This is a genomic window from Gluconobacter aidae (assembly GCF_009547075.1).
In the GTDB taxonomy this organism is placed as follows: Bacteria; Pseudomonadota; Alphaproteobacteria; order Acetobacterales; family Acetobacteraceae; genus Gluconobacter; species Gluconobacter aidae.
The window spans coordinates 1-24,771 of the sequence record NZ_WIPH01000024.1 but is presented as its reverse complement, the minus strand read 5'-3'; the positions used below and the strand labels follow the sequence as shown (position 1 = coordinate 24,771).

The 24,771-nt window shown below is 63.7% G+C and carries 20 protein-coding genes; 5 read left to right on the top strand and 15 right to left on the bottom strand.

Annotation, left to right across the window (positions count from 1 at the left end):
* Positions 1 to 46: 46 nt before the first annotated feature.
* The 3 genes from pnp to GFJ39_RS10255 all read left to right on the top strand — a co-directional run bounded on the left by pnp (position 47) and on the right by GFJ39_RS10255 (position 5,675).
* Positions 47 to 2,197 carry a polyribonucleotide nucleotidyltransferase gene (gene pnp, locus GFJ39_RS10265; protein WP_153431248.1) on the top strand — a complete coding sequence of 717 codons (2,151 nt, stop codon included), beginning with the start codon at positions 47 to 49 and terminating at the stop codon, positions 2,195 to 2,197.
* 64 nt (positions 2,198 to 2,261) lie between these two features.
* Complete coding sequence (locus GFJ39_RS10260; protein ID WP_153431247.1) at positions 2,262 to 3,680, top strand: NAD(P)H-dependent flavin oxidoreductase; 1,419 nt, start codon at positions 2,262 to 2,264, stop codon at positions 3,678 to 3,680.
* 3 nt (positions 3,681 to 3,683) lie between these two features.
* A complete protein-coding gene (locus GFJ39_RS10255; protein ID WP_153431246.1) occupies positions 3,684 to 5,675 on the top strand; it encodes an FUSC family protein in 1,992 nt (663 codons plus the stop codon).
* On the opposite strand, the gene GFJ39_RS10250 is transcribed toward GFJ39_RS10255, so the two are convergent.
* From GFJ39_RS10250 to GFJ39_RS10220, 7 genes are all read right to left on the bottom strand, one after another.
* Positions 5,617 to 6,123: a hypothetical protein gene (locus GFJ39_RS10250; protein ID WP_194285350.1), complete on the bottom strand. Its 507-nt coding sequence runs from the start codon at positions 6,121 to 6,123 to the stop codon at positions 5,617 to 5,619. The genes GFJ39_RS10255 and GFJ39_RS10250 overlap by 59 nt on opposite strands.
* Positions 6,120 to 7,127, bottom strand: coding sequence for a VOC family protein (locus GFJ39_RS10245; protein WP_153431245.1), 1,008 nt, complete (start codon positions 7,125 to 7,127; stop codon positions 6,120 to 6,122). The genes GFJ39_RS10250 and GFJ39_RS10245 overlap by 4 nt, the downstream gene beginning before the upstream one ends.
* A gap of 92 nt (positions 7,128 to 7,219) precedes the next feature.
* On the bottom strand, positions 7,220 to 7,639 hold the full coding sequence (locus GFJ39_RS10240) for a DUF1489 family protein (RefSeq protein WP_153431244.1): 420 nt from the start codon (positions 7,637 to 7,639) through the stop codon (positions 7,220 to 7,222).
* A gap of 23 nt (positions 7,640 to 7,662) precedes the next feature.
* On the bottom strand, positions 7,663 to 8,751 hold the full coding sequence (locus GFJ39_RS10235; protein ID WP_153431243.1) for a nucleoside hydrolase: 1,089 nt from the start codon (positions 8,749 to 8,751) through the stop codon (positions 7,663 to 7,665).
* A gap of 36 nt (positions 8,752 to 8,787) precedes the next feature.
* Complete coding sequence (hemW, locus tag GFJ39_RS10230; RefSeq protein ID WP_153431242.1) at positions 8,788 to 9,966, bottom strand: radical SAM family heme chaperone HemW; 1,179 nt, start codon at positions 9,964 to 9,966, stop codon at positions 8,788 to 8,790.
* Positions 9,963 to 11,993 (bottom strand): potassium transporter Kup, encoded by a 2,031-nt coding sequence (locus GFJ39_RS10225; RefSeq protein ID WP_153431241.1) that lies wholly within the window; start codon positions 11,991 to 11,993, stop codon positions 9,963 to 9,965. Before GFJ39_RS10225 ends, hemW begins: the two co-directional genes overlap by 4 nt.
* A gap of 148 nt (positions 11,994 to 12,141) precedes the next feature.
* Positions 12,142 to 12,825, bottom strand: a complete 684-nt coding sequence (locus GFJ39_RS10220; RefSeq protein ID WP_153431240.1) for a YggS family pyridoxal phosphate-dependent enzyme — start codon at positions 12,823 to 12,825, stop codon at positions 12,142 to 12,144.
* Between the two features lie 76 nt (positions 12,826 to 12,901).
* Here GFJ39_RS10220 and GFJ39_RS10215 point away from each other — a divergent pair, with 76 nt between their 5' ends.
* Positions 12,902 to 14,236 carry an RsmB/NOP family class I SAM-dependent RNA methyltransferase gene (locus GFJ39_RS10215; protein ID WP_153431239.1) on the top strand — a complete coding sequence of 445 codons (1,335 nt, stop codon included), beginning with the start codon at positions 12,902 to 12,904 and terminating at the stop codon, positions 14,234 to 14,236.
* A gap of 50 nt (positions 14,237 to 14,286) precedes the next feature.
* Here the strand turns inward: GFJ39_RS10215 and GFJ39_RS10210 are convergent, their stop codons facing one another.
* The 4 genes from GFJ39_RS10210 to GFJ39_RS10195 form a co-directional block, all read right to left on the bottom strand.
* Positions 14,287 to 15,333 (bottom strand): aldo/keto reductase, encoded by a 1,047-nt coding sequence (locus GFJ39_RS10210; RefSeq protein ID WP_153431238.1) that lies wholly within the window; start codon positions 15,331 to 15,333, stop codon positions 14,287 to 14,289.
* 88 nt (positions 15,334 to 15,421) lie between these two features.
* Positions 15,422 to 17,038, bottom strand: coding sequence for an ATP-binding protein (locus GFJ39_RS10205; RefSeq protein WP_153431237.1), 1,617 nt, complete (start codon positions 17,036 to 17,038; stop codon positions 15,422 to 15,424).
* 5 nt (positions 17,039 to 17,043) lie between these two features.
* Positions 17,044 to 17,769, bottom strand: a complete 726-nt coding sequence (locus GFJ39_RS10200) for a response regulator (protein WP_041111923.1) — start codon at positions 17,767 to 17,769, stop codon at positions 17,044 to 17,046.
* A gap of 99 nt (positions 17,770 to 17,868) precedes the next feature.
* Positions 17,869 to 18,924: a cysteine synthase A gene (locus GFJ39_RS10195; RefSeq protein ID WP_153431236.1), complete on the bottom strand. Its 1,056-nt coding sequence runs from the start codon at positions 18,922 to 18,924 to the stop codon at positions 17,869 to 17,871.
* A gap of 57 nt (positions 18,925 to 18,981) precedes the next feature.
* Between GFJ39_RS10195 and GFJ39_RS10190 the strand changes: the two genes are divergently transcribed.
* On the top strand, positions 18,982 to 19,410 hold the full coding sequence (locus tag GFJ39_RS10190) for a rhodanese-like domain-containing protein (protein WP_153431235.1): 429 nt from the start codon (positions 18,982 to 18,984) through the stop codon (positions 19,408 to 19,410).
* Here the strand turns inward: GFJ39_RS10190 and GFJ39_RS10185 are convergent.
* From GFJ39_RS10185 to GFJ39_RS10170, 4 genes are all read right to left on the bottom strand, one after another.
* Positions 19,386 to 20,306, bottom strand: a complete 921-nt coding sequence (locus GFJ39_RS10185; RefSeq protein WP_325062914.1) for a DUF2272 domain-containing protein — start codon at positions 20,304 to 20,306, stop codon at positions 19,386 to 19,388. The genes GFJ39_RS10190 and GFJ39_RS10185 overlap by 25 nt on opposite strands.
* Before the next feature lie 55 nt (positions 20,307 to 20,361).
* A complete protein-coding gene (gene mtnA / locus GFJ39_RS10180; RefSeq protein ID WP_153431234.1) occupies positions 20,362 to 21,465 on the bottom strand; it encodes an S-methyl-5-thioribose-1-phosphate isomerase in 1,104 nt (367 codons plus the stop codon).
* 140 nt (positions 21,466 to 21,605) lie between these two features.
* Complete coding sequence (locus GFJ39_RS10175) at positions 21,606 to 22,976, bottom strand: glycosyltransferase family 4 protein (RefSeq protein WP_153431233.1); 1,371 nt, start codon at positions 22,974 to 22,976, stop codon at positions 21,606 to 21,608.
* Complete coding sequence (locus GFJ39_RS10170; RefSeq protein ID WP_153431232.1) at positions 22,973 to 24,448, bottom strand: glycosyltransferase family 4 protein; 1,476 nt, start codon at positions 24,446 to 24,448, stop codon at positions 22,973 to 22,975. The genes GFJ39_RS10175 and GFJ39_RS10170 overlap by 4 nt, the downstream gene beginning before the upstream one ends.
* Between the last annotated feature and the right edge of the window lie 323 nt (positions 24,449 to 24,771).

Here is a 24,771-nt window from a genome sequence, read left to right as displayed (position 1 = left end):
GCCGGACGCCCGGAGATGGTTTCACCCTTAATTTGGGAAAACATGCATGTTTGATTATTTCCGTAAGGAAATCGAATGGGCCGGACGCCCCCTGATCCTGGAGACCGGCAAGGTCGCACGCCAGGCGGACGGCGCCGTCATGATCACGTATGGAGACACGGTCGTGCTCTGCACCGCCGTTGGCGCCAAGACCGTCAAGCCGGGACAGGACTTCTTCCCGCTGACGGTCAACTACCAGGAAAAGGCTTACGCCGCCGGCAAGATCCCGGGTGGGTTCTTCAAGCGTGAAGGCCGTCCGTCCGAAGCCGAAGTCCTGAACGCCCGTCTGATCGATCGTCCGATCCGTCCGCTGTTCCCGGAGAACTTCCGCAACGAAGTCCAGATCACCGCAACGGTTCTGAGCTACGACAACGAGAACGATCCGGCCCTGGTGTCGCTGATCGGTTGCTCGGCCGCGCTGACGCTCTCGGGCATTCCGTTCTTCGGCCCGGTCGCCTGCGCGCGCATCGGCCGCATCGATGGCAAGCTGGTCGTGAACCCGACGCATGACGAGATCAAGGACAGCACGCTCGACCTGATGGTCGCCGGTACGGCCGAAGGCGTGCTGATGGTCGAATCCGAAGCCAGCGAGCTTTCGGAAGAGACGATGCTTGAAGCCGTCACGCTGGGGCACACGTCCTTCCAGCCGGTTATCGACGCCATCATCGCGCTGGCCGAGCACGCTGCGAAGGCGCCGTGGGATCTGCCGTCGCTGACGAAGGAAGAAATCGCCCTTCGCAAGCGCGTCGAGAAGGTCGGCAACAAGCTGATGGCGGACGCTTACAAGGAGCGTCAGAAGCAGGCCCGTTACAAGAAGGTCGCCGAAGCCAAGGACCGGATCAACGAGATCCTGGCCGAGGAAGGTCTGGACGTCGAACTGGCCAAGCCGATGCTCAAGGAGCTTGAGGCGCAGGTCGTTCGTGGGTCCATCCTCAAGACGGGCATCCGCATCGATGGACGTGATCTGAAGACGGTCCGTCCGATCTTGGCCGAAGTCGGCATTCTGCCGCGCGCCCATGGTTCGTCCCTGTTCACGCGTGGCGAGACGCAGGCCCTCGTGGTCGCGACGCTCGGCACGGGTCAGGACGAGCAGATCATCGACGCGCTGGAAGGCGAATACCGTTCCAACTTCATGCTGCACTACAACTTCCCGCCGTATTCGGTCGGTGAGTGTGGCCGCATGGGCTCCCCGGGCCGTCGTGAGATCGGTCACGGCAAGCTGGCATGGCGCGCGATTCATCCGCTGCTGCCGACCAAAGAAGCCTTCCCGTACACGATGCGTGTGGTTTCCGAGATCACGGAAAGCAACGGTTCGTCCTCGATGGCGACTGTCTGCGGCTCCTCGCTCGCGCTGATGGATGCCGGCGTTCCGCTGCCGCGTCCGGTGGCCGGCATTGCCATGGGCCTGATCAAGGAAGATCGTGGTTACGCCGTGCTGTCCGACATCCTGGGTGACGAAGATCATCTCGGCGACATGGACTTCAAGGTGGCCGGTACGGCTGACGGCGTGACCGCGCTGCAGATGGACATCAAGATCACATCCATCACGCCGGAAATCATGAAGATCGCTCTGGAGCAGGCCCGTGAAGGCCGGATCCACATCCTCGGCGAAATGTCCAAGGCTCTGACGGAAGGCCGTTCGGACGTTTCGGGCAATGCTCCGAAGATCACCACGATCTCCGTTCCGAAGGAAAAGATCCGCGACGTGATCGGTTCCGGCGGCAAGGTGATCCGCGAGATCGTCGAATATTCGGGTGCGAAGGTCGATATCGGTGACGATGGCACCGTGACGATCGCCGCTGCGAACGACGAGCAGGCCCAGAAGGCCATCTCCCGGATCGAAGGCATTGTCGCTGAACCGGAAATCGGCCGCATCTATGACGGTAAGGTCGTCAAGACCGCAGATTTCGGCGCGTTTGTGAACTTCCTTGGCCCGCGTGATGGCCTGGTTCACATTTCCGAACTGGCTGAAGGCCGCGTTGCGAAGACGACCGATGTCGTCAAGCAGGGCGATGCTGTGAAGGTCAAGGTCATCGGATTCGATGATCGCGGCAAGGTCAAGCTCTCCATGAGGGTTGTCGATCAGGCCACGGGTGCCGATATCACGGAGAGTGTGGGGGCCAGACCCGGCCGTCCGCCCCGTCGCGACGCCGAGTGAGTGTTCGGGCGGGGCTCGCAAGGCCCCGCCTTTTTTTTCTGAGTTTCGGAGACAGCCAGTCCCCATGAAATCAATTGATACCCTCCGTTTTGGTGGTCAGGATGTGCTGCCTCTGATCGAAGGGGGCAAAGGTGTTTCCGTCTCCACGGGCGTTTCGGCCGGACACTGGGCTGCCGCCGGTGGGATCGGAACCATCTCGGCCGTCAATGCGGACAGCTACGATCAGGACGGCAATCCCGTTCCGCAGATCTATCACGGTCGCACGCGCCGCGAGCGCCAGCAGGAGCTGATCCGCTACGCGATCGACGGCGGCATCGCCCAGGCGAAAATTGCCCACGACATCTCGGGCGGCAAGGGCCGGATCAACGTCAATATCCTGTGGGAAATGGGCGGGGCCGAGGACGTCATCATCGGGATCCTCGAAGGGGCTCCCGGACTGGTCCATGGCGTGACCTGTGGTGCGGGCATGCCGTATCGCCTGTCTGACATCGCGGTGCGCTTCGGTATTCCGTATTACCCGATCGTCTCCTCGGGACGTGCGTTCAACGCCCTGTGGCGCCGCGCCTACAGCAAGGCGCCGGAACTTCTGGGCGGCGTGGTTTACGAGGATCCGTGGCGTGCGGGCGGCCATAATGGCCTGTCCAACACGGAAAATCCGCTATCTCCGGAAGATCCCTATCCGCGCGTTCTCGAACTGCGCCGCGTCATGCGCAATTATGGCCTGGGCGAAACGCCGATCATCATGGCCGGTGGCGTCTGGCATCTGGAGGAATGGCAGGACTGGATCGGCAATCCGGAGCTGGGGCCGATCGCGTTCCAGTTTGGAACCCGTCCGCTCCTGACACAGGAAAGCCCGATCCCCAATGCCTGGAAGCGCCGTCTCCTGACGCTGAAGAAGGGGGATGTGTATCTCAACCGCTTCTCCCCGACCGGCTTCTATTCCTCAGCCGTCAAGAACAGCTTCCTGAACGATCTGCGCGATCGCTCCGGGCGTCAGGTGCCGTACAGTCAGGAATCCGGTGACGGATATGAGGCGTCTTACGGCGTCGGTGCCCGCAAGCGCGAGGTCTTCGTGCCGGCGGCCGATCGTCCGCGGATTGCCGAATGGGAAGCCGCGGGCTTCACCGAGGCCTTGCGCACACCGGATGACACGCTGGTTTTCGTGACGCCGGAAAGCGCGCGCGAGATCCTGGCGGACCAGACGGCCTGCATGGGCTGCCTGTCGCAGTGTCGGTTCTCCAACTGGATGCAGAAAGAGCCGTACACGACGGGCCAGAAGGCTGACCCGCGCTCTTTCTGCATCCAGAAGACGCTCCAGACCGTGTCCCATATTCCGCCCGGCGCGGATGAGGATGCGATCATGGACCACAATCTCATGTTCGGTGGCACGAATGCGTGGCGCTTCGGCACGGACCCGTTCTACGCGAACGGCTTTGTCCCGACGGTCGGCCAGCTCGTGGAGCGTATCCTGACCGGTCGCTGAGACATGGTCCGTGACCCTCTCTCCTCTGGTCCGTCGTCGCGGCCTGCCCTGAAACGGGGCAGGCCGTTCGACTTTCTGACGCAGTTTCTGGCGCGGCACTCGGTCCCCGTCAGTCCGGAGCAGATTGCTCCGGCCGAGGGGAGCCGGGCCGCTGTCGCCACGGTCGTGGCCCTTCTTCCCGCAATTTATGAACATCAGGCCGTGCTGGCCTGGGCTGCGTTCGCGGCGTTCTGGAGCTGCCTGATCGAGCCGGGTGGCACGGCTCGCGAACAGCTCCGCATTCTCGGACTGTTTACGGTAGCGGGCGCGATCCTCGGCGGCGTGACGTCTCTCATCGCCGTGTATCCGCTCCGGGGCGTGCTGCCCTGGCTGGTCCTGACGGGGCTGCTGGTGGGGATGGCCCGCGCGCTGACGCCGTCCATGGCGCTGCTCTGCGCGCTTCTCGGCTGCGTCATGCTCGCGGGGACGGGGTTCCCGGCCCATGGGCTTCAGGATGCTCTCGTCATCGCGGGGGCATTCGGGGGCGGTGGCCTGTGGGCCACGCTGCTGTGTCTCGTCATCTGGCCGCTTCATCCCTATGCGCCTGCGCGGCGGGCCGTGGGAGGCTGTTACCGGCTGCTGTCGGTCATGGCGGGCGAGATCGCGGCAGGGCGGCTTCAGGAAACCGTGCACCGGCAGAACGTACGCACGGCAATCGAGCGCGCGCGCGGGATGGCGCTTCAGATTGATGCCGGGCATGCGAGTTATGGCATGCGCGGGCGTCTGATTGCCTCCCTGGCCGGGGCGGAGCGTTTGTTCACTGCGATGCTGGCCGTTGAACATCTTGTCGAGACACGCGGTCTGGACTTCGAGGCGCGGGGGACGCTCGCCGCGTTTTCCGCTCTCTGCCAGCATGCCAGTGATGCCGCACTCGATCCCGCGCCGGACCTTGGCCATCTGGCCTCCGAGGGGCTGGCGCTCGCGGGAAACATTCCCGCGACGGCGGGTCCGATCGGGGAACTGGTCGCGACCAGTGCGCGGACACTGGGGACGCTGGCCGAAGGGCTCGCGCAGAAGGAGCGCCTGCCATTCGATGCCGAACTGCCCCGGCATGTCGCCCGGCTGACGCCTGCGATCTGGCAGCATACGCTGCGCCTGGTGGTCGGCCTGCTGGCGACCTACATGACCAGTTGGTGGCTGGGGCTTGACTATGGGTTCTGGGCGCTGGTGGCGGTGCTGCTGGTGATCCAGCCCTCCGGACAGACGACGCTGGTGCGGGCGCTGGAACGTGTGCTCGGGACGGTGGGGGGTGGCGTGCTGGCGCTGCTTCTGACGCCGTTCCTGCCGGGTTCGGCCCAGATGCTGACGGCAGTGGCGGTTTTCGTAATCGGTGCCATCGCCATGCGGGCGGTGAATTACACCATGCTCGTCGTGTTCATCAGCGCGCAGTTCATCGTCGTGACGGAAATGATCATGCCGTCGCAGGGTGTGGCCTGGATGCGGATGCTCGACAACACGCTTGGCAGCGTGATCGGGCTGTTCTGCGCCTTCATGGTCTGTCCGCAGCGCCGGGGGCAGGACATGGACGGTCTGTTGCAGACGGCTGTCGTGGGCAATCTGCGTTATCTGGCGGCCGTTCTGAAACGGGAAGATCCGGTCATGACGGACCGCATCCAGCGTCAGGCCGGCATCGATACGACGCGCGCGGAGTTCGCCAGGGGCTCGCTGCCCGTTCTGGGAGGCGTGTCCGCCGTGGGCGAACGCGCGACGCAGGCCCATGCCCTGCTGCGGGCGTTGCGGCGGCTGAGCGGCGAGGCGACCCTGCTGCGTTTCGATATCTCTGCCGGGCTGTGTGAAGGGGATGCGCAGGCCGGTGAGCGCTGGAGCGCTACGGCGGCGGCTCTTGAAGCGGGTGGCCCGCTGGCGGATGTCGCCCTGAAGATTCAGAACGGGGAAATCATGGCCGAGATCGCGGCTCTGGAACGGGCCGGACGCGGGGATCGCGCCGCTTCCTGAAAACAGGATGGGGGAGACGGAACTCCGTCTCCCCCGTTTGTGCCTCATGCTCCGAAAGAAGCGCGGGTGTCAGTGATGGCCGCCGCCCCCACCGTGGCCACCTCCGCCGCCGGGACCGCCACCATGGCCACCCCCGCCACCCGGACCGCCGCCTCTGCCGGGACGACCCGCCGCCACCCGGACCGCCCCCGCCGGGACCATGGCCGCCTGGTCCGCGTCCACCGCCAGGGCCATGGCCGCGATAGGGCCCGACGCCATAACCCGGGCCCCAGCCGCCACCCCAGCCACCGCCCCAGCCGGTATCGTAGCCGCCATAATAGCCACCGCCGCCATAGCCGCCGTAACCGTCATAGCCATATCCATCATAGCCGACGCAGCCTGACAGCATGCCGAGCAGGCAGAGCGTACCGCCAATGCGGGCAAAGGTCTTTGTTGTCCGACGGATCATTTCGCGTCTCCTGCCAGGCCGGTGTCATGCAGTTCCATGACACCGAAGACGGCACCCGCCGGATCGGCAAGGACGGCGATCATGCTGTTCTGGTGATCGAGATGCGGCTCGACCAGAACGCGACCGCCAAGCTGCACGGCTTTTTCAGCCGTACTGCCCACATTGTCCACCTGTACGAAGCTGAGCCATCGGGCCCGCGCGTTCGGCGGCAGACGTGGCGGGAGTGGATTGACCGTCGCACGGGCCACGGACTGCGATTCAAGGATGTAACGCTGGTTGGTGTCAGGTGCCGGAGCGGCCTCGACCTGATAGCCGAAGAGCTTCTGATAGAACCCCGCGCTGGCCGAGGGCGTGGAGGTCAGGAGCGCATTCCAGATCCAGTCGCCCTGTACCGTAGGATCCGTATCGTTCGGATCGCCATGTGGAGCATGCAGGCTCGCAAAGAGGGCACCCTGCGGATCGGCGATGATGGCCTGTTCGCCGCGGCCCTGGATCATGGTCGGGCGGAACAGCACCTTGGCGCCCCACTGACGCGACGACTTCGCCAGTGCCGACACGTCCGGCGCTGAAATGAAAGGCAGCCAGAGCGGATGGGGCGGGTTGTCGGTGTTGGGCAGGGGACGCTCAACCAGACCAGCCACGACATGCCCGTTGACGAGGGCTTCGGCGTAATGCCCGCGGGAGACGGCACGGTCCTGAAAGGTCCAGCCCAGAAGGCCGCCGTAAAATGCCTTGGCCTTGGCGAGATCGGGAGTGGTGAGCTGGGCATAGACGATTTTACCAGGCAGGACCTTGGCTTCGCTGGCGGGACCCGGGGCTGTCGTCTGCGCATGGGCGCCGGAAAGCGGGGCTGTCAGGCCGAGACCGATGGAAAGAGCCGCTGACAGCGTGACGGCAGCCGTACCTGCTCGGGAAGGACGGGGAAAGGGCGGCAAGGCGGCACTCCTTCTGTTCTGGCCCGCACGCAGCGCCTGCTGGCACCCGTTGGGGCGGAGAGGGGACATCCTGTGGTTCCCCGGAATAGGGGCATGACGTTTCATGTCCCATTCCGTTCCCGGAATGCAGCAAAAATGAGGCAGGTCCCTGTCGGAGAAGCTCAGATCAGGGCCAGCTCGGCCAGCTCGCGCCGTAGCTGGGGCGGAAGATCGGCAATTCCGTTCTGCGCCAGGCTGTCGCCGAGATCCGGCGGGGCGTCTTTGGGTTCCAGATAGCGCCACCCCTGAAAGGGGCGCATGGGGCGTGGCTGGACCGGGATGATGTCATCGGACACGACAATCAGCGTGCCTGTGCTGCCATCCGCGCGCTGGCAGGATTCCAGCCCGATGATCGGCTGACGACACAGGATCATGCCGTCCATCACGCGGTACAGGGAGCCACCGTCCAGCACGTCTTCGGCCCGTTTGGGCATGGTGCGGGTCTGGACGGTGGCGTGGCCGTTGATGCGGTAGTGGTTCAGCCGTTCGCGCAGGACTTCGAGGCTCGGGCAGCCGACGGCCAGCTTGATGATGTTCAGCATGTGTGTCGGGTGCTCTCCTTGGGTTAGTGCGTGCCCAGGGCGTTCTGGGACTGTGAGACGAAATCGTTGATGAAGCGCGTTCTGTCGATGGACTGCACGATTTTCACCTTCTTCAGACCCATGTTCTTCGGAGCCGTGGAATCCGGCCAGATATGGGCGTGGCCGTAATCCATGCCATGTTCGATGTTGATGTCCATGACGGCCGTGACGGATTTCGTCACCAGTGTGGGATCAACGGCGATGGCGGAGGTCAGTTCGTCCCACAGGGGCAGAGGGGCCTGATACTTTTTCAGGTAATCCGTGACGGCGTTGTGCTTTTCGTCGATGCGGCTGGCGAGTTCGGGCGTCATCATGATGTCGTTCGAGACGTTGCCGACGCAGGTGATGGCGGGCCAGGGCGCGGTCAGGGTGATGCGGGCGGCTTCGGGGTCCATGATCATGTTGAAGTCGGATGCGAAGTCGGCATTGCCGGTGACGGACATCATGCTGGCATCGAGCAGACCGCCCATGAAGACAAGCTGCTTCGCGGTCGCAGCGAAAGTCGGGTCGATGCGGATGGCGAGGGCGAGGTTTGTCAGTGGCCCTGCGGCAATGACCGTGACCTGATGCGGATGGGCGTGGACCTCGCGGATCAGGAACATGGCAGCCGGGAGCGGATCGGCGGCGATATGCGGTGTGCCTTCCGGCAGCTTGGCGACGGGAGGCTGCGTGGCCGGTACGTGCTCGATGGAGCCGAGACCGCCCCACGCGCCCTTCCACGGAATAATGCCGAACTGCTGTTCGCGCAGTTTCGTCTCGGCCACCGTGTTGACCAGCGGCGTGGTGGCACCGTCAGCCACGGGGATCTGCGTCTGGCGGGCGATTTCCAGAAAGCGGAGGGCATGCGCCGTGCCCGCGTTTTCCCAGTCATCGCCGATGACGGAGGTCAGGCCCAGCAGCGTCACGCCGGGGCGGTTGAGCAGCGGGATGATGGACTGGATGTTGGAGCCACCCGGGCCGAGTAAGTCGTTGTCGAGCACGACATAATTCGGAGCGGGAGCAGCGTTCGCAGCGGCAAACGGGGCCAGCACGGTGCAGGCGGCCAGAAGGGCAGAGAGAATGGGTCGGCGCATGGTCTCTTCCAGATGGATTAAGACGGGATCATGCCTTCAAGTGACCAGTCGCGCCAGTATTGCTTCAAGCCGGAGCCGTCCTTCGCCCGTCGCGCGCAGGATGCCGTTGTCCCGTTCGAGGTAGTTTTCCTCGATGCAGGCGTCGAGCATGGCCGGGTCCACACAGTCCATGAGCGTGCGGCCGGTACGGGCTGCGAAACTGGCTTCGTCGATCCCTTCGGACAGGCGCAGGCCCATCAGCAGGGCTTCGCGACCTTTTTCTTCCGGCGTGAGGCGTGTCTCTTCGGTGCTGCCGGAGCCTGTTTTTTCGACGAGCTCGGCCCAGGGCTCGGGCGCGCGATGGCGGCGGGTGGCATAGAGGTCGCCGTCCAGCGTGAGCCGGCCATGAGCGCCGGGGCCGATGCCGATATAGTCCGCATAGCGCCAGTAGGTCAGGTTGTGCCGGCTTTCCGCGCCGGGGCGGGCGTAGTTCGAGACTTCGTAAGGCAGCAGACCGTGACGGGCCGCGATTTCGCCGGTCAGGTCATAGAGGCGCGCGGCAGTGTCTTCGTCTGGCAGGGTGAGTTCGCCGCGCCTATGCATAGCCTCGAACTTCGTGCCGGGCTCAATGGTGAGCTGATACAGCGACAGATGGTCGGCCACGAGGTCGAGCGCTGTGGTGAGTTCGTCCGTCCAGTCAGCATCGCTCTGGCCGGGCCGGGCGTAGATCAGGTCGAAGGAAATGCGCGGGAACAGGGTTCGGGCGGTTTCGAGAGCGCGGATGGCCTGCGTGGCGGAGTGTTCGCGCCCGAGCTTGTGCAGCGCATCGTCCCTCAGGCTTTGAACGCCGAGCGAGACGCGGTTGACCCCGGCCTGACGGAATGCCGCGAATTTTCCGGCCTCAACGCTGGTCGGATTGGCTTCGAGCGTGATTTCCAGATCATCTTCCGCGTCAAACAGGCGATGTGCGTCTTCGATCAGGGCCGCGACGGTTTCGGGTGCCATGAGCGAGGGCGTACCCCCGCCGAAGAAGATCGAGCGCAGAGGGCGTTTGACGCTGTCGCGGGTCAGGCGGGCGGCGTCATGGGCCAGTTCGCGGCGCAGGGCCTCGGCGAAGCGCTGTTGCGGGATCACTTCCCGGACATGGGAATTGAAATCGCAGTAGGGGCACTTCGCCAGACAGAACGGCCAGTGGATGTAGAGGGAGAGTGGCCCGGGTTGTGATGTGGTTGTCAAATGGCGATCCGGACGCCGAACTCCACCACGCGGTCAGGCGGGATGCGCAGGAACTCTGTCGTGGAGGCGGCATTGCGCAGGAGGAGAAGGAAGATCCACATCCGCCAGAGCTGCATTTTCGGCACACGGGAGCGCACGACCAGTTCATGGGAGGTGAAGTACGACGCCTGAATGGCATCGAACGCCACGCCGAGCGCGTTCAGTTCCAGCAGGGCGCGGGGGAGGTTGGGCATTTCCATGAAGCCGTAGCGGACGATGACGCGGTGGATGTTCGGCGCCAGTTCCTGAACGATGGCGCGATGTCCGCGCTCGGCTTCCGGCTGGTCAAGGTTTTCGACCGTCACGAACAGGATGTGATCGTGCAGGACCTTGTTGTGCTTGAGGTTATGCAGCAGCGAATTCGGCACGATGTCCGGATTGGCAGTGAGGAAAACGGCCAGGCCGGGAACGCGGATCGTGCGGGACTGCGGCAGGCGGGCGAGGAAGGAGCCCATCGGCATGGAATCCGCCTGCTGACGGGCCGCGATGAGGCTGCGTCCGCGTTTCCAGGTGGTCATGATGACGGTGCTGATGATGCCGATCGCCAGCGGGACCCAGCCGCCATCGGGGATCTTGAGCACATTCGCCGAGAAGAAAATGCTGTCCACGATGAAGAAGAAGCCGAAGACGATCCCGACTGTGACCGATTTCCAGCCGAAGACGCGGCGGAACACCACCATCGCCAGCACGCAGGTGCACAGGAACGTGCCCGTCACGGCAATACCGTAAGCCGCGGCGAGGGCCGAGGACGTGCGGAACGCCAGAACCAGAACCAGTGCACCGAAGGCCAGGATCCAGTTGAGGGACGGCAGGTAGATCTGCGCTTCCTCGGAGGCATTGGTGTGCATGATGCGGGTGCGCGGCAGATAGCCGAGCTGGATGAGCTGGCGGCACAGGGAGAAGCTGCCCGAGATGCCGGCCTGCGAGGCGATCACGGTCGCGAAGGTTGCGAGAATCAGCATCGGGATCTGCGCCCAGTGCGGCACCAGAAGATAGAACGGGTTGGACAGCGCACGCGGGTTATGGATCAGCAGGGCGGCCTGTCCGAAATAGTTCAGCGTCAGCGATGGCAGGACGAAGAACAGCCATGCCTTGCGGATCGGCGCACGGCCGAAATGTCCCATATCGGCATAGAGTGCTTCCGCACCCGTGACGGAAAGGACGACCGAACCCAGAGCGATGAACGACAGGTAGCCGTGCATGATGATGAATTCGAGCGCGAAAGTCGGCGACAGGGCAAGCAGGATATGCGGGTAGAGGAAGATCCCTTTGACGCCAAGGATCGCCAGCACCGCGAACCAGCAGACCATGATCGGCCCGAAAGCCTTGCCGATCTTCCCTGTGCCCAGCACCTGGACCGAGAACAGCGCGACGAGAACGACCATGGCCAGTGGGATGATGATGTGGCTGGCAGAGGGAACGGAGGTCTCGATGCCTTCGACGGCGGAGAGCACCGAAATGGCCGGCGTAATGATGCTGTCGCCAAAGAACAGACAGGTGCCTGCAATGCCCACGAGGCCAAAGAGCCATCGGAAATGCTGGGACTTGCAGACGCGCTGCGCCAGAGACATGAGCGCGATGATCCCGCCCTCGCCATCATGGTCGGCCCGCATGATGAGAATGACGTACTTGATCGTGACGATGAGCATCAGCGCCCAGAACGTCAGGCTGGCCAGGCCCATGACTTCCCATGGCTGGGCCGGGGATTTGGGGGAGCTGACGATACTGACCGACGATTGCAGCGCGTAGAGTGGGCTTGTGCCGATATCGCCATAGACAACGCCCAGAACAGCGAGCAGGGCGTCCATTCCTGCGGGACGATGGTGGCTGGAGCTGTCGTCTTCGCCCCCGCCGATCTCATGGGTATGCCCCTCCGAACGGGCCTGCTCGATCGTTTGTACGATCTCGCCGGAGTCGTTGGGAATCCCTACGCCATGAGGAAGGTTGGAGGCGTGGTCACCGTCATGTTCAGGCATCGCTGGTTCCATTTACGGGCGTCAACAGAGTGCCGCTGTCTACTGTCGCAGCACCTTTCAGGCGCGGCTCCACATTACGGCAACTTCCCCTCATGACAAGATTTCGGCGGTGGTGGCAAGCCGCGTGTCAGGATTGTGGCAATGAATGGGGGCGGATGGATTAGGGGCGGCTTCCGAAAATGGCGGTCCCGACCCGGACCAGTGTCGCATTTTCGGCAATGGCCTTCTCAAAATCCGCCGACATGCCCATCGACAGTACCGGCAGCCCGTGACGCTGGCCCATCTGGCGCAGGAAACGGAAATGCGGGGTGGGGTCTTCACCTTCGGGGGGGATGCACATCAGGCCACGGATTTTCGGACCGAATCTTTTGAGCGAGGCTTCTGTGAAAGCATCGGCCTCCTCGCGCGGAACGCCGGATTTCTGCGGTTCGTCGCCGGTATTGACCTGTACGAGAAGCTCGGGAAGGCGTCCGGCTTTCTGCGCGCCCTTCTCAATGGAGTCGGACAAAGACGGGCGGTCGAGGCTCTCGATCATGTCGGCGATCTGGCAGGCTTCGGCTGCCTTGTTGGTCTGAAGTCCGCCGATGATATGCAACCGCAGGTCCGGGAAGGTCTTGCGGAGTTCCGGAAACTTGGAGGCGGCTTCCTGCACGCGGTTTTCGCCGAACAGGCGCTGGCCCGCGTTCAGGGCTGCTTCCACGCTCTCGATCGGATGGAACTTGCTGACGGCCACGAGGGAGACATCTTCCGCGGCGCGTCCGGCCCGTTCGCAGGCCCGGGTGATGCGGTTGCGGATAGCGGCAAGGTTCGCGCTGATAAGGTTCTGGGCAGTAAGATCGGACATGTCCGAAAGAAGACGCCATTGCGTCCGTGGCCGCAAGATGCGATTTCGGCAGGATGCGAGAGACCGATAGCCTGTCATGACCCAGAAGCCTTCAAGCAAGTCCCCCCGTCATTCCGCTTCCGCGAACCGCGGATCACGCCGTTCGTCTGGCAGGGCGCAGGAGCGCAAACCGGCTCCGGATCCCACGCGCGACCTCGCCTTCGATATCGTCTGCGGCGTGGTCGAATATCGCCGGATGCTGGAGACGACGCTGGACCGTGCGGGCGCGATGGACGCACGCGACCGTGCGTCCGCGCACCGGCTGGCGGCGACGACCCTGCGTCATCTCGGCAGCATGACCGAACTGCTCCAGCCGCTGCTGCGCCGGGAGCCGCCCGAGCCGGTGCGCTGTGCGTTGCTCATGGGCGTGGCGCAGTTGCTGCATCTGGAGACGCCGCCTCACGCGGCCGTGGGCACGATCGTGGACCTGCTTCGCCGTCGCGGTCTGGCCCCCTTCGCGGGGCTGGCCAACGCCGTCCTGCGGCGTGTCGCGCGGGAGGGGCAGGAGCTTCTGGACGGTCTGGACGAAGACCGGCTGGATGTGCCGCCCTGGCTGTGGAGCGCCTGGGGCAAGAGGGCCCGGGCGATTTCGCGCGGTCTGCACCGTGAGGCACCGCTGGATCTGACGCTGCGTCCGGGCGCAGTTGCACCGGAAGGGGGCGAGGTGCTGCCGACAGGCTCCGTCCGCTATCCGGCCGGGACGCGGATCACGGCGCTGGAAGGCTTCGAGGACGGCGCGTTCTGGGCGCAGGATGTGGCGGCGACGATGCCGGTGAAACTCATGGGAGACGTGGCGGGCAAGACCGTCGTGGATCTCTGTGCGGCACCCGGAGGCAAGACGGCGCAGCTTGCGACGGCAGGCGCGCATGTCGTGGCGGTCGAGCGTGAGGAAGCGCGGGCGAAGCGGCTTGAGGAGAACATCGCGCGTCTGAAGCTGTCGGCGAAGACAGTCGTGGCGGATGCCGCGATATGGCGTCCGGACGCACCGGTGGACATGGTTCTGCTGGATGCGCCGTGTTCCGCGACGGGCACGCTGCGTCGTCATCCGGACGTTCTGTGGATCAAGCGCCCACGCGATGTGACGGCGCTGGCGGAAGGTCAGGATGCGCTGATCGACGCGGCGCATGAAATGCTCAAACCGGGGGGCGTGCTGCTTTACGCCGTGTGTTCGCTTCAGGACGAGGAAGGTCCGGAACGGATCAAGGCCGCCATGGCCCGTGGCGGCTGGAAGTTCGATCCGTTTTCGGAAGAAGCACTGGCCAACATGGCCGTCGCGCGGACATGGGACGGGATGTTCCGCACTCATCCGGGCCTTTGGAGCGAACTTGGCGGCATGGACGGCTTCTTTGCCGCGCGTCTGATCAAGGTCTGATGGCTACCCGGCTCAGGGGCGCATAAGCCCCGATGCCGGATGCCTTGCCCTCAGGGTGCCGGGTTGGAGTGGAGCTGATGGATGGCGTTGATCTTCTCTTCCAGTTCGGGCGTGATGACGACATCCGTCGCGCCGAGAATGGTGCGGAGCTGATCGACGCTGGTGGCGCCAATGATATTGGACGTCACGAAGGGCCGTGAGGTCACGAAGGCGATGGCGAGCTGGACGGGGTCGATCCCTTCCTCGCGGGCCAGAGCGTGATAGGCCGTGATGGCGTCGTCAACGCCGGGCTTCTGGTAGCGCTGGCCACGGTTGAACAGCGTGGTGCGGGCCCCTGCGGGGCGGGCACCGTTCAGATATTTCCCGGTGAGGTAGCCCTGTGCGAGCGGGGAATACGCCAGCAGCCCGACCTTCTCGTGAAGCGCCATTTCCGCCAGCCCGATCTCGAACGTCCGGTTGATCAGATTGTAAGCGTTCTGGATGGACGCCACGCGCGGCAGGCCGGTGCGGGAGGCTTCCAGAAACTTCGAGACACCCCAGGCGGTCTCGTTGGAGAGGCCGACATGGCGGATCTTGCCTTCGTTCACGAGATCGCCGAGTACGCCGAGCGTTTCTTCGATGGGGATGGATGTTTCTTCCGGCAGATCGCGGAAGGTCGTGCCGCCTGCGCCGAACAGGCCGATTTTCCGGTCCGGCCAGTGGAGCTGGTAGAGATCGATGTAGTCCGTGCCAAGACGCCGCAGGGAGCCTTCCAGCGCATAGCGGATCTGACGCGGGGTCAGGCGCGCTTCCTCGCCATCGGGCCGGAACCACGGCATGGCGGTGCGTCCGACGACCTTGCTGGCGATGACGAGGCGGTCCCGGCCGCCACGTGCTTTCAGCCAGTTTCCGATAATGGTTTCGGTTGAGCCCTGCGTCTCGGCGCGGGGCGGGATGGCATAGAGTTCGGCGGTGTCGATGAAGTTGATGCCGTGGTCCAGCGCCATGTCGAGCTGGGCATGGCCCTCGGCTTCGGTGTTCTGCTGACCGAAGGTCATGGTGCCGAGGCAGATTTCGCTGACGGCAATGCCGGTGCGGCCAAGTTCACGCTGTTTCATGGGAAAGACCTGATTAGAAAATGGGGGAAGCCCCCAGCATGGAAGGCCCGGCACCATTGATCAAGGTGCGGGCCTGTCCGGACCGGGATTACGGAGCCAGCGTGACGATGACGCGCAACCCGCCGCTCGGCCGGTTCTCAAGCCGGACATTCCCGCCCTGACCGTGCAGGATGGTCCGCGCGATCGAGAGTCCCAGACCGCTGCCACCTGTTTCGCGGTTCCGGCTGCTCTCGATACGGACGAAAGGCTCGAACACGCGCTCCAGCTCGTTTTCCGGCAGGCCGGGGCCATCATCCTCGATCAGGATCCTGACCACATTGTCCTTCTCGCCCGGATTGGTGGCGGGAATGAGCGTGACATGCGCGCTTCCCCCGTATTTCAGGGCGTTGAGGATCAGGTTGTTCAGCGCGCGCTTCAGCGCCACGGAGCGGGCCTTGATCCGGACGGGAACATTGGGCGGTTCATAGAACAGGTCGTCCGCCTTGTCCGGCACGCTTTCGGCCGCTTCGTCCATGATGGTCTGGAGCAGGGCGCGCAGGTCGAGCGAGACGATGGGTTCGGCGGAAGCGCTGTCCCGCCCGAAGGCCAGTGTGGCGGAGACCATGGCTTCCATCTCGTCCAGATCGGCCAGAACCTTGTTGCGCAGTTCCTCGTCGTCAATGAATTCGGCGCGCAGTTTCAGTCGTGTGATGGGCGTGCGCAGATCATGGCCGATGGCCGTCAGCATGAGTGTGCGATCCGTCACGAAACGGCGGATGCGCATGGCCATTGTGTTGAAGGCGATGGCAGCGCGGCGGATTTCAGACGGTCCGTTCTCGGGCAGCGCCGCCGTGTGGACGTCCCGGCCCAGTGCTTCAGCCGCATTGGCCAGCGTCCTCACGGGTGCGATCAGGCGCTGTGTGGCCCAGACGATCATCGCACTTCCTGCAATCGACATGACAAGGAAGGCGATCATGAAGGTCGGGGAGCCGAACGGATCGGGCAGGGGGGTAACAAAGCGCACCACGACCCAGCAATCCCGGTCTGGAAGGAGCATCGAGGTCGAATGCGTGCGCATTTTCTGCCCGATCAGGACCTTGCGTGGATAGAGCGAGGACGGCAGGAGCGCCCAGCGCATGAAAGGCGGCATGTCGCGGCGGTGTATGGTGCCGGAAAAGCGGGGAGGGGGATTCAGGTGGTCGGCGTCCGGATGGCCACTGTCGGGATGTTCCGGAGGAAAATGGAACTCCGGTCCGCCAGGAGCGCCGCCCATCGGGGCAGGGCCAAAACCGGGAGGGGGAAAGGGCGCTCCCCCCATGTCGGGGCCGGGATGTGGACCGTCCGGATCCATCGGGGCGGGAAGCAGAAAACCGTCATGACTCCGCCCGTCGTCATGCAGGCGGTGCAGGAAGGACGGCGATGTCATCGCCGGGAAGGGGACTTCATGCCCCTCGATCAGCGGGTCCGGCTCCTTGAGAAGCAGGACCGTGACGTAGGACGGGATATGCAGGTCGTCGATCGCGTCGTGACGGTCGGCGGGTCTGGCTTCCGCCACCGTGCGATAGATCGAAAAGACCTGGACCTGCTCCTCATGGACCTGGCTGCGTTCCTCCAGGTCAAAGCGGTCCAGCGCGTGGATTCCGAGCCCCGCCGCTTCCACGACCGCAAGGCCCACGATCAGCAGAAGGCTGGTCCGGGCGACAAGAGACCGTGGCAGGATGTGCATCGGGTTCAGAGACGCTCCACTTCCGCTGCGAGCACATAGCCGCCGCCACGGACCGTCTTGATGACCTGTGCGTTGCGCCCGTCATCCTCAAGCTTCCGGCGCAGGCGGCTGATGGCCACGTCGATCGCGCGGTCGAACGGCCCGGCCTGACGGCCCCGCAGCAGTTCAAGCAGCATGTCGCGCGTCAGGACGCGGTTGGCGCGTTCGAGCAGCGCCATCAGCAGATCGTACTCGCCGCCCGTGAGGGAGACTTCCGCTCCGTCCGGGTTCAGAAGACGGCGGCGCACGGGGTCGAGGCACCATCCGGCGAAATGGATCTTGCGGGTATCGGCGGCCTGACGCTTGTCTTCCACATCCACTGTCCGGCGCAGCACGGCGCGGATACGGGCGAGCAGTTCGCGCGGGTTGAACGGCTTGGCGACATAGTCGTCCGCACCGAATTCGAGGCCGATGATGCGGTCGGTCTCGTCGCTCATGGCGGTGAGCATGATGATGGGGACGTTGTCCTGCGAGCGCAGCCAGCGCGCGACTTCAAGGCCGCTCTCGCCGGGCAGCATCAGGTCCAGCACCACGAGCTGGTAATGTCCGTTGGCCCACGCCTTGCGGGCTTCCCGTGCATCGCGGGCCGCCGTGACGCGGAAATGGTTGCGTTCAAGGAACTGGCTCAGCAGTTCGCGGATTTCGCGGTCATCATCCACGACCAGAAGATGGGGCAGGGTTTCCGTGCTCATGACCAGTGGCCTTTCAGGAATGCTGTGACCGCGTTCAGACTGCGCATGCCGCCCGACCGGAAAACGGCATTTCCGGCCGGGACAGACAGGGAAGCGATGTTAGGCCAGCCAGGGTGGAACAGGCAGGTTTTTCGCACGCAGGAACTCCGGATTGAACAGCTTGGACTGATATCGGGCACCACCATCGCACAGAATTGTAACAATCGTATGTCCGGGACCAAGTCTGCGCGCCGTCCGTATTGCCGCGGCAACATTGATTCCGGACGAGCCCCCCACCGACAGACCTTCTTCAGAAGTCAGGGAAAAGATCTGCTCCAGCGCTTCGGCATCGGGGATGCGTTCGGCGTCATCGGGATGAGAGCCTTCGAGATTGGCCGTCACACGGCCCTGCCCGATGCCTTCGGTGATGGAACCGCCCGTGATGGTGAGGTCGTTGGATTTGACCCAGCCATAAAGCGCGGAGCCTTCCGGATCGGCCAGGACGATACGCGGCGCCGTCTTCCCGGCAGCCTGGGCCTGATCGCGCAGCCCGAGTGCGATGCCCGCCAGCGTCCCGCCGGTGCCGCAGGCGCAGGTGAAGGCATCGATCTTTCCGCCCGTCTGCTCCCAGATCTCGCGCGCCGTGGTGGCGCGATGGCCTTCGCGGTTGGCGGTGTTGTCGAACTGGTTGGCCCAGAACCCGCCGATCTCTTCGGCCAGGCGGCGCGAGACGTGAACATAGTTGCCCGGGTCGCGATATGGTTTGGCCGGAACGAGGCGGAGATCGGCGCCGATCATGCGCAGGACGTCCAGCTTCTCGCGGCTCTGTGTTTCCGGCACGACGATCACGGCCTTGCAGCCGACGGCATGGGCGACCAGTGTGAGGCCGATTCCCGTATTGCCGGCCGTCCCTTCCACGACCGTCCCGCCGGGTTTCAGGACGCCACGTTTCAGCGCATCCTCGATGATCGCCAGGGCCGCACGATCCTTGACGGAGCCGCCGGGGTTCATGAACTCGGCCTTGCCGTAGATGTCGCACCCCGTCTCCTCCGAAGCGCGTTTGAGGCGGATGAGAGGGGTGCCCCCGATCGCGGCGGTCATGCCCGGAGAGACAGTCTGCCACCCCTTCGTGGGGAACTGGGGGATGGTTTGGCGGTTCGGGGAGATGTCAGTCATAGTTCACTCCTGTGCTGGGTGAATTATAGAACGCGTTTTGGAAGGATGAGGAAGAGCATGAAGGTCCTGACGGCAAGACAGGCATGGGAAATGCTTGAAAAAGACCCTGAAAACGCCGCCGCCAATACCGATGAAGGCGCGCCACGTCCCATTCTGGTGGATGTCCGGACACCGCCGGAATGGATGCATGTGGGCCTGCCGGACGCCGACGCGATGACCGCGCCGCTCCTGTGCATCACCTGGCAGCCGGACCGCCAGCAGGAATTCGTGGAAGCGCTGCTCGAAACCGTCCCCGACCAGAAGACGCCGCTGCTGTTCCTCTGCCGGTCGGGGGTGCGTTCGCATCATGCCGCACTTCTGGCGGAAAACGCCGGTTATGCGGATGTCAGTAATATCGTGGACGGATTCGAGGACCAGCACGGCCCCGGCAAGGGCTGGCGCTCCAGCGGCCTGCCATCCTCTTACATGCCGCTGTCGGGTTCCTGATCCGCGTCGTAATGGACTTCCAGCACGGCGCACCACGGATAGCGGCTGTCATAGCTGTGTCCTGAGCCATCGGCGATCATGCCGTTTGCGTCCGTGGGAACATGGGTGAGGGCCACGGCATCATCCACGTTACCGCCGACGATGCTCAGCTCATGCCCGAAGGGCTGGGCGTTCTGGTTCGTCGCGGACACGATGCCGCAATGCGCCGGAAAGCCGTAGCTCGTGGGCAGCATGGAGAAGGTCACGGTCTTGCTGCGCCCGCGCCCGACGCAGATCAGGTCGCCGATCTTCGGGGCATAGGTGCCCGGATCATGCGCCGTAACACCGCTGGACTGCCCGCTGGCGGCGGCGTTGATATAGGTCGAATGATTGGGCGAATACGGGAAGCGCTCATTAGCTCCGGCGACCCGCATCACATAGGAAATGAAAGCTGCGGACCAGGCATAATGGCCGTCATGCTCGATTTCGAAGCGCGTGCCCTGTGAGTCCGTCTTGCCCGTCCAGCCGACTTCCGTTTCATACGGGTCCTGCCCGATCCACCAGTATTCGCCGATCCGCTGCCACAGCCCGGGCAGGCGCTCGGGCTTCAGAGCGGCATCGGTTGGCTCGGGGCGGTCTTCGGGATCGTCATCCGAAACCGGCGAGCCGAACATCCGCCATTCGCGCAGGGCGATGGCCGCGACGTCCTGCCGGTTGAACGGTTCGAAATTGCGGGTGGCAAAATCGGGGACATGGGTGTCATAGCCAACCGGGCCAGTGGTTCCGTTCGCATACTGGGCGTTCGGCGTGCGGGCCGGGTACGGGCGGACACTCTGCTGGCTGGAACATGCAGCCAGTGCGAGCAGGGCGGCCGTAGCAGCTGCTCGCCTGAAAATATGCGAATCTGGCACTGTTATCCTCGTTGGGGGATCTGTTTCCCAGGCTGAATGAAGGGCCAAGACGGCCGGGGCGTCAAGAAGCGTCCTGCTCCGGAAAGAGACCCGCAAGACCCGCCTCGCTCGCATCGCAGCGGCCCCGCTCGGTGATGAGACCCGTCACGAGGCGGGCGGGCGTGACGTCAAAAGCCGGGTTGGCGGCGGGGCTGCCCTGCGGCGCGATCCGGACGCGGCCGGCTTCCCCGTTGCTGTCGAGCCCCGTCATGAACAGGACTTCGTCGGCGCTGCGTTCCTCGATCGGGATTTCCTTCACGCCGTCGCGCACACGCCAGTCGATCGTCGAGGATGGCAGCGCCACCCAGAACGGCACGTTATTATCATGGGCGGCCAGCGCCTTGAGATAGGTGCCGATCTTGTTGGCGACATCGCCCTGTGCGGTTACGCGGTCGGTACCGACGATGACCATGTCCACGCGCCCGGCCTGCATGTAATGCCCGCCGGCATTGTCGGCAATCACGGTATGCGGCACGCCATGGCTGCCAAGTTCCCATGCGGTCAGGAGGCTGCCCTGGTCGCGGGGGCGGGTCTCGTCCACCCAGACATGAACGGGGATGCCCTCGTCATGGGCCATATAGATCGGGGCGAGAGCCGTGCCCCAGTCCACGGTGGCGATCCATCCGGCATTGCAGTGCGTCAGCAGGTTCACCTGTCCCTGACGACCCTTGCGCTCCCAGATCCCGCGGATCAGTTCCAGGCCGTGACGTCCGATGGCCTCATTGACCCGCACGTCCTCTTCGCAGATCGCATCGGCCTCCGCATAGCCTGCGGTCACACGGTTCTGCGCGGGGATGGCCTTCAGACGGGCGACCATCCGCTCGATGGCCCAGCGCAGGTTGATGGCTGTCGGGCGCGTAGCCACCAGAAAAGCCGCGGCTTTCTCCAGGGCTTCGTCCGACGCATCGTCCTGAAGCGCGAAGACCAGCCCATAGGCCGCAACCGCCCCGATCAGCGGAGCCCCCCGGACCTGCATGCTGGTGATGGCCTCGGCGACGGCACCCATGTCCCGAAGTTCCAGGACATCCACGGCCCAGGGAAAGCGGGTCTGATCGAAAATCCGGATGCTGCGGTCATCATCGGAAGGGCGCCAGAGACTGCGATAGGAAATGCCGTTGATTTTCAAGGGAACGCTCCTTGCGGACGGAAAAGGAGGAGGGTCACGAACAGGCACCCCGCGACATGCCGGACGAGAGATCCCAGCATGTGCGTGATCCGCGGCCCTGACTCAAGACCCCGCGCGTGAAACTTTCACGAGCGGGAAGGTCAGAGAACCCTGTCGAGAATGGCCCTGGCGCTGTCTTCCCAGGGAACAGGCCGGAATTCGGCCCGGACCTTCGCGGTCCACGTCGCCAGCCCCTCGGGATCCTCGATCGTCTCGCGGATCACCGTATAGGCATCGTCAAGGCTGTAGGGGCTGAAATATCGCCCGAGCGGCCCGCCGGCCTCGGGAATGGAGGTCGTGTTCGACACCACGCACGGGCGCCCCATGGAGAGGCTCTCCGTCACGGGCAGGCCCCAGCCTTCAAAGAAGGATGGGAAAACGGTGAAGCTGCAATCGGCGTAAAGGCGGCGCAGGTCTTCGTCCGTCGGATTCCGGATGAACCGGATCTTGCCGTTCAGCCAGTCCGCGTTTTCAAGCTGCTGCATGAAATCGGAAACCAGCCAGCCTTCCCGTCCTGCAAAAACAAGGGTCGGCACCTGCTCGGCCGGCATCTCTTCCAGCATTCGCCGCCAGACCCGGAAGAGAAGAGCATGGTTCTTGCGGGCTTCAATGGTTGAAACGAACAGAACATAAGGCTCGCGCACCAGCGGTTCGGCAGTCATGCTCCCATCGGAAAGACCAAACCCGGTCCCCAGGGCAATGGGATGGACAGGAATGTCTGTCCCGATGTTCTGTTCCGCGAGATAGGCCCGCACATCTTTTGCCGTGGCATGGCTGATGGCGAAAAGCGTATCGGCAAGAGGCAGGATGTCCTGATGCCAGGCGCGGAAAGTCGTTATGATGCCGCGGTTGCACCATTCCGGACAGCGGATGGGGACCAGATCGTACATGAGCAGTGCGTAGGACAGCCGCAGGTCGTCGCGCAGCCATCTGACGGTCTGGCTGTAACTGGCGTGGTGCCAGGGGGAGCCGAGGGTCAGGAAGACATCACCGGGGCGGGCGACATCTGCAAGCTGTGTCCCTTCTGAAAAGGCCGACAGTTCCGGTCGCGCGCGACGCGAGTCGAGGTGTGACTGGACGGACTTCAGGCCCAGCCGGGCGAATGTGCGCGAGAGAGGGGCGAGATCTTTCAGGATCTGGCTTTCCGTCCGCAGGAACGCGGAGAGCGTGTCCTCCGGTGCGACCTGTTCGAGCGCCTGGACTGTCATGGGCGGAGCATTGACCGAGGGCGAGCCGGGTTGGGCGCTGCTGTTTGTGGCCTCGCGAAACACGGTTTCGACCATGGTCCAGTCAACGGTCCTGAAATCGCGGGCATCGGGCGCGTCAGGGCCACGGCGTACGAACTGGACGTTATGGCCCGCGAGGTTCCGCAGGGCCGAACCGATTTCGAACACGACACGCTGGATGCCGCTCGGCCGACTGTGATGCAGCATGTGTTGCAGCAGATCGTCGATGTCGATCCACAGGGTCATGATGTCTGTCCGTTCATACGGCCCGTCAGATGGACGGAATGGCAGGCGTCGAGGATCGCATCCGCGCTGCGTTCCCAGGGGACGGGCTGGAACTGCTCGCGGACCTCGTCCTGCCATTTTTTCAGGCCGGGTCTGTCCTCGATTGTTTTCCGGACGACACGATAGGCTTCGTCGAGGTCTTCGGGGTTGAAGTATCGCGTCAGTGGGCCGCCCGCTTCGGGGATGGAGGTCGTGTTCGACGCGATGCAGGGGCGTCCGTTGACGAGGCTCTCGGTCACGGGCAGACCCCAGCCTTCATAAAGAGATGGGAAAATCGTGAACATGCAGCCATCGTACAGATGGGCCAGTTCCTCATCCGACGGGTCACGGAGAAGACGGATTTTCCCCCGCAGCCACTCGGTATTTTCAAGCTGCTGCATGAGATCGGAGACGAGCCAGCCGACCCGGCCCGCGAAGACGAGGGTCGGGACCTGATCCCGCGGTAGGTCCGTTACGAGACGGCGCCAGATGCGGAATGCCAGCAGGTGGTTTTTGCGCGCCTCAAGGGTGGACACGAACAGCACATAGCTGCCCTTCGCGGGAAGGCCCCTGGGACGTTCATTCCCGATCCTGCGGGGCGGCCCGAAGCCGCTGCCGATCGGGATGGTCTGCACGGGCGCCAGCAGTTTCAGGCGCTGTTTGCGGGCGTAATCCTCTACCGTCTCGGCTGTGGCGTGGCTGATGGCCAGAAGGCGGCCGCACTGGGGAAGGGTGGTGTCGAGCCAGTGCCGGAAATCCCGGATCAGGGAAATCGCGCACCATTCCGGCCTGACAGCGGGAATGAGATCATAGAGTAGCAGGACGGGCTGGATGCCGTAGGTTCTGCGCATCCGCGCCAGGCGTTCGCCGAAATCGGGTTCAGACCATGCGGCACCGAGGACCAGAAAGATGTCACCGGGTTTTGGAACGTCGCCCGAGATGGCTGAAGACGTGGTTGGGGACAGGGGAGCCTGCGCTGTGTGGCGCGACGGGGTGGGGCGCTGGAACTTCGTGCGGGCGTAACGGCGTAAGAGCTGGAGGGCTCTGAGCTGATTGACGGCGAGGTTCAGGAGCGGACGCGCCAGTTCCGGCGGCAGGCGCTCGATGCGCCGGATCACGGCATGACGCAGACGGCGTATCAGGGAGTGGGACGGCGTATGGGCAGCGACGCGCTCTTCTGTGTGAGCGGGGGGGGCTTCGTCGGTATGAACGGCAAAAAGCGTGTTCAGCGCATCAAAGGAAACGGGAGAAAGGAGAGGGCCTGTCTCGGAGATGGCGCTTGTGTTCCGACGGGTGAGCACAATACGGCCGATATCCGGTTTCGCGGCAGCCTGCTGGCGGATGACACTGAGTATTTCGAACACAAGACGCTGGATGCCGCTGGGGCGGGTGTTTTTTTCGAAATACCGGAAGATATCTTCGACATCGATCCAGATGGTGTACTCTTTGGTCATGTGTCCGAACTGGCTTCGCTATTGCCGACGAAATCGCCGGTCTTTCAAATATCGTTAACGTGGCGTTGTAGAATAATTATCGCCTTGTGGGCAAGGGGGGCGCATAACGTGGCAGATAAGAGAGTATTTTCCCTGAATATTTCGGATGATACATTTCATTAAACTTGGGACATGTTTCCGACATATTTTATTTTTTCGGAAATACATTTGGGTGGCTTGTCTGTTTCCTGAAGTATTCGGCTGCACAGTCTCTGTAAGGCAAGGGGGAGGGATCGAAGAACTGTTTGTTGATGCGCTTGTCTGATGATTTTAGTTTTTTGGCG

Bases quoted from the DNA above. Each gene is read 5' to 3' on its own strand.
- GFJ39_RS10190 (WP_153431235.1), top strand. From the start codon at position 18,982: ATGAAGGTCCTGACGGCAAGACAGGCATGGGAAATGCTTGAAAAAGAC.
- GFJ39_RS10175 (WP_153431233.1), bottom strand. From the start codon at position 22,976: ATGACCCTGTGGATCGACATCGACGATCTGCTGCAACACATGCTGCAT.
- pnp (WP_153431248.1), top strand. From the start codon at position 47: ATGTTTGATTATTTCCGTAAGGAAATCGAATGGGCCGGACGCCCCCTG.
- GFJ39_RS10240 (WP_153431244.1), bottom strand. From the start codon at position 7,639: ATGCTGAACATCATCAAGCTGGCCGTCGGCTGCCCGAGCCTCGAAGTC.
- GFJ39_RS10235 (WP_153431243.1), bottom strand. From the start codon at position 8,751: ATGCGCCGACCCATTCTCTCTGCCCTTCTGGCCGCCTGCACCGTGCTG.
- GFJ39_RS10245 (WP_153431245.1), bottom strand. From the start codon at position 7,127: ATGTCCCCTCTCCGCCCCAACGGGTGCCAGCAGGCGCTGCGTGCGGGC.
- GFJ39_RS10225 (WP_153431241.1), bottom strand. From the start codon at position 11,993: ATGGAACCAGCGATGCCTGAACATGACGGTGACCACGCCTCCAACCTT.
- GFJ39_RS10250 (WP_194285350.1), bottom strand. From the start codon at position 6,123: ATGATCCGTCGGACAACAAAGACCTTTGCCCGCATTGGCGGTACGCTC.
- GFJ39_RS10220 (WP_153431240.1), bottom strand. From the start codon at position 12,825: ATGTCCGATCTTACTGCCCAGAACCTTATCAGCGCGAACCTTGCCGCT.
- GFJ39_RS10215 (WP_153431239.1), top strand. From the start codon at position 12,902: ATGACCCAGAAGCCTTCAAGCAAGTCCCCCCGTCATTCCGCTTCCGCG.
- GFJ39_RS10210 (WP_153431238.1), bottom strand. From the start codon at position 15,333: ATGAAACAGCGTGAACTTGGCCGCACCGGCATTGCCGTCAGCGAAATC.
- GFJ39_RS10170 (WP_153431232.1), bottom strand. From the start codon at position 24,448: ATGACCAAAGAGTACACCATCTGGATCGATGTCGAAGATATCTTCCGG.
- GFJ39_RS10200 (WP_041111923.1), bottom strand. From the start codon at position 17,769: ATGAGCACGGAAACCCTGCCCCATCTTCTGGTCGTGGATGATGACCGC.
- GFJ39_RS10205 (WP_153431237.1), bottom strand. From the start codon at position 17,038: ATGCACATCCTGCCACGGTCTCTTGTCGCCCGGACCAGCCTTCTGCTG.
- GFJ39_RS10255 (WP_153431246.1), top strand. From the start codon at position 3,684: ATGGTCCGTGACCCTCTCTCCTCTGGTCCGTCGTCGCGGCCTGCCCTG.
- GFJ39_RS10260 (WP_153431247.1), top strand. From the start codon at position 2,262: ATGAAATCAATTGATACCCTCCGTTTTGGTGGTCAGGATGTGCTGCCT.
- GFJ39_RS10195 (WP_153431236.1), bottom strand. From the start codon at position 18,924: ATGACTGACATCTCCCCGAACCGCCAAACCATCCCCCAGTTCCCCACG.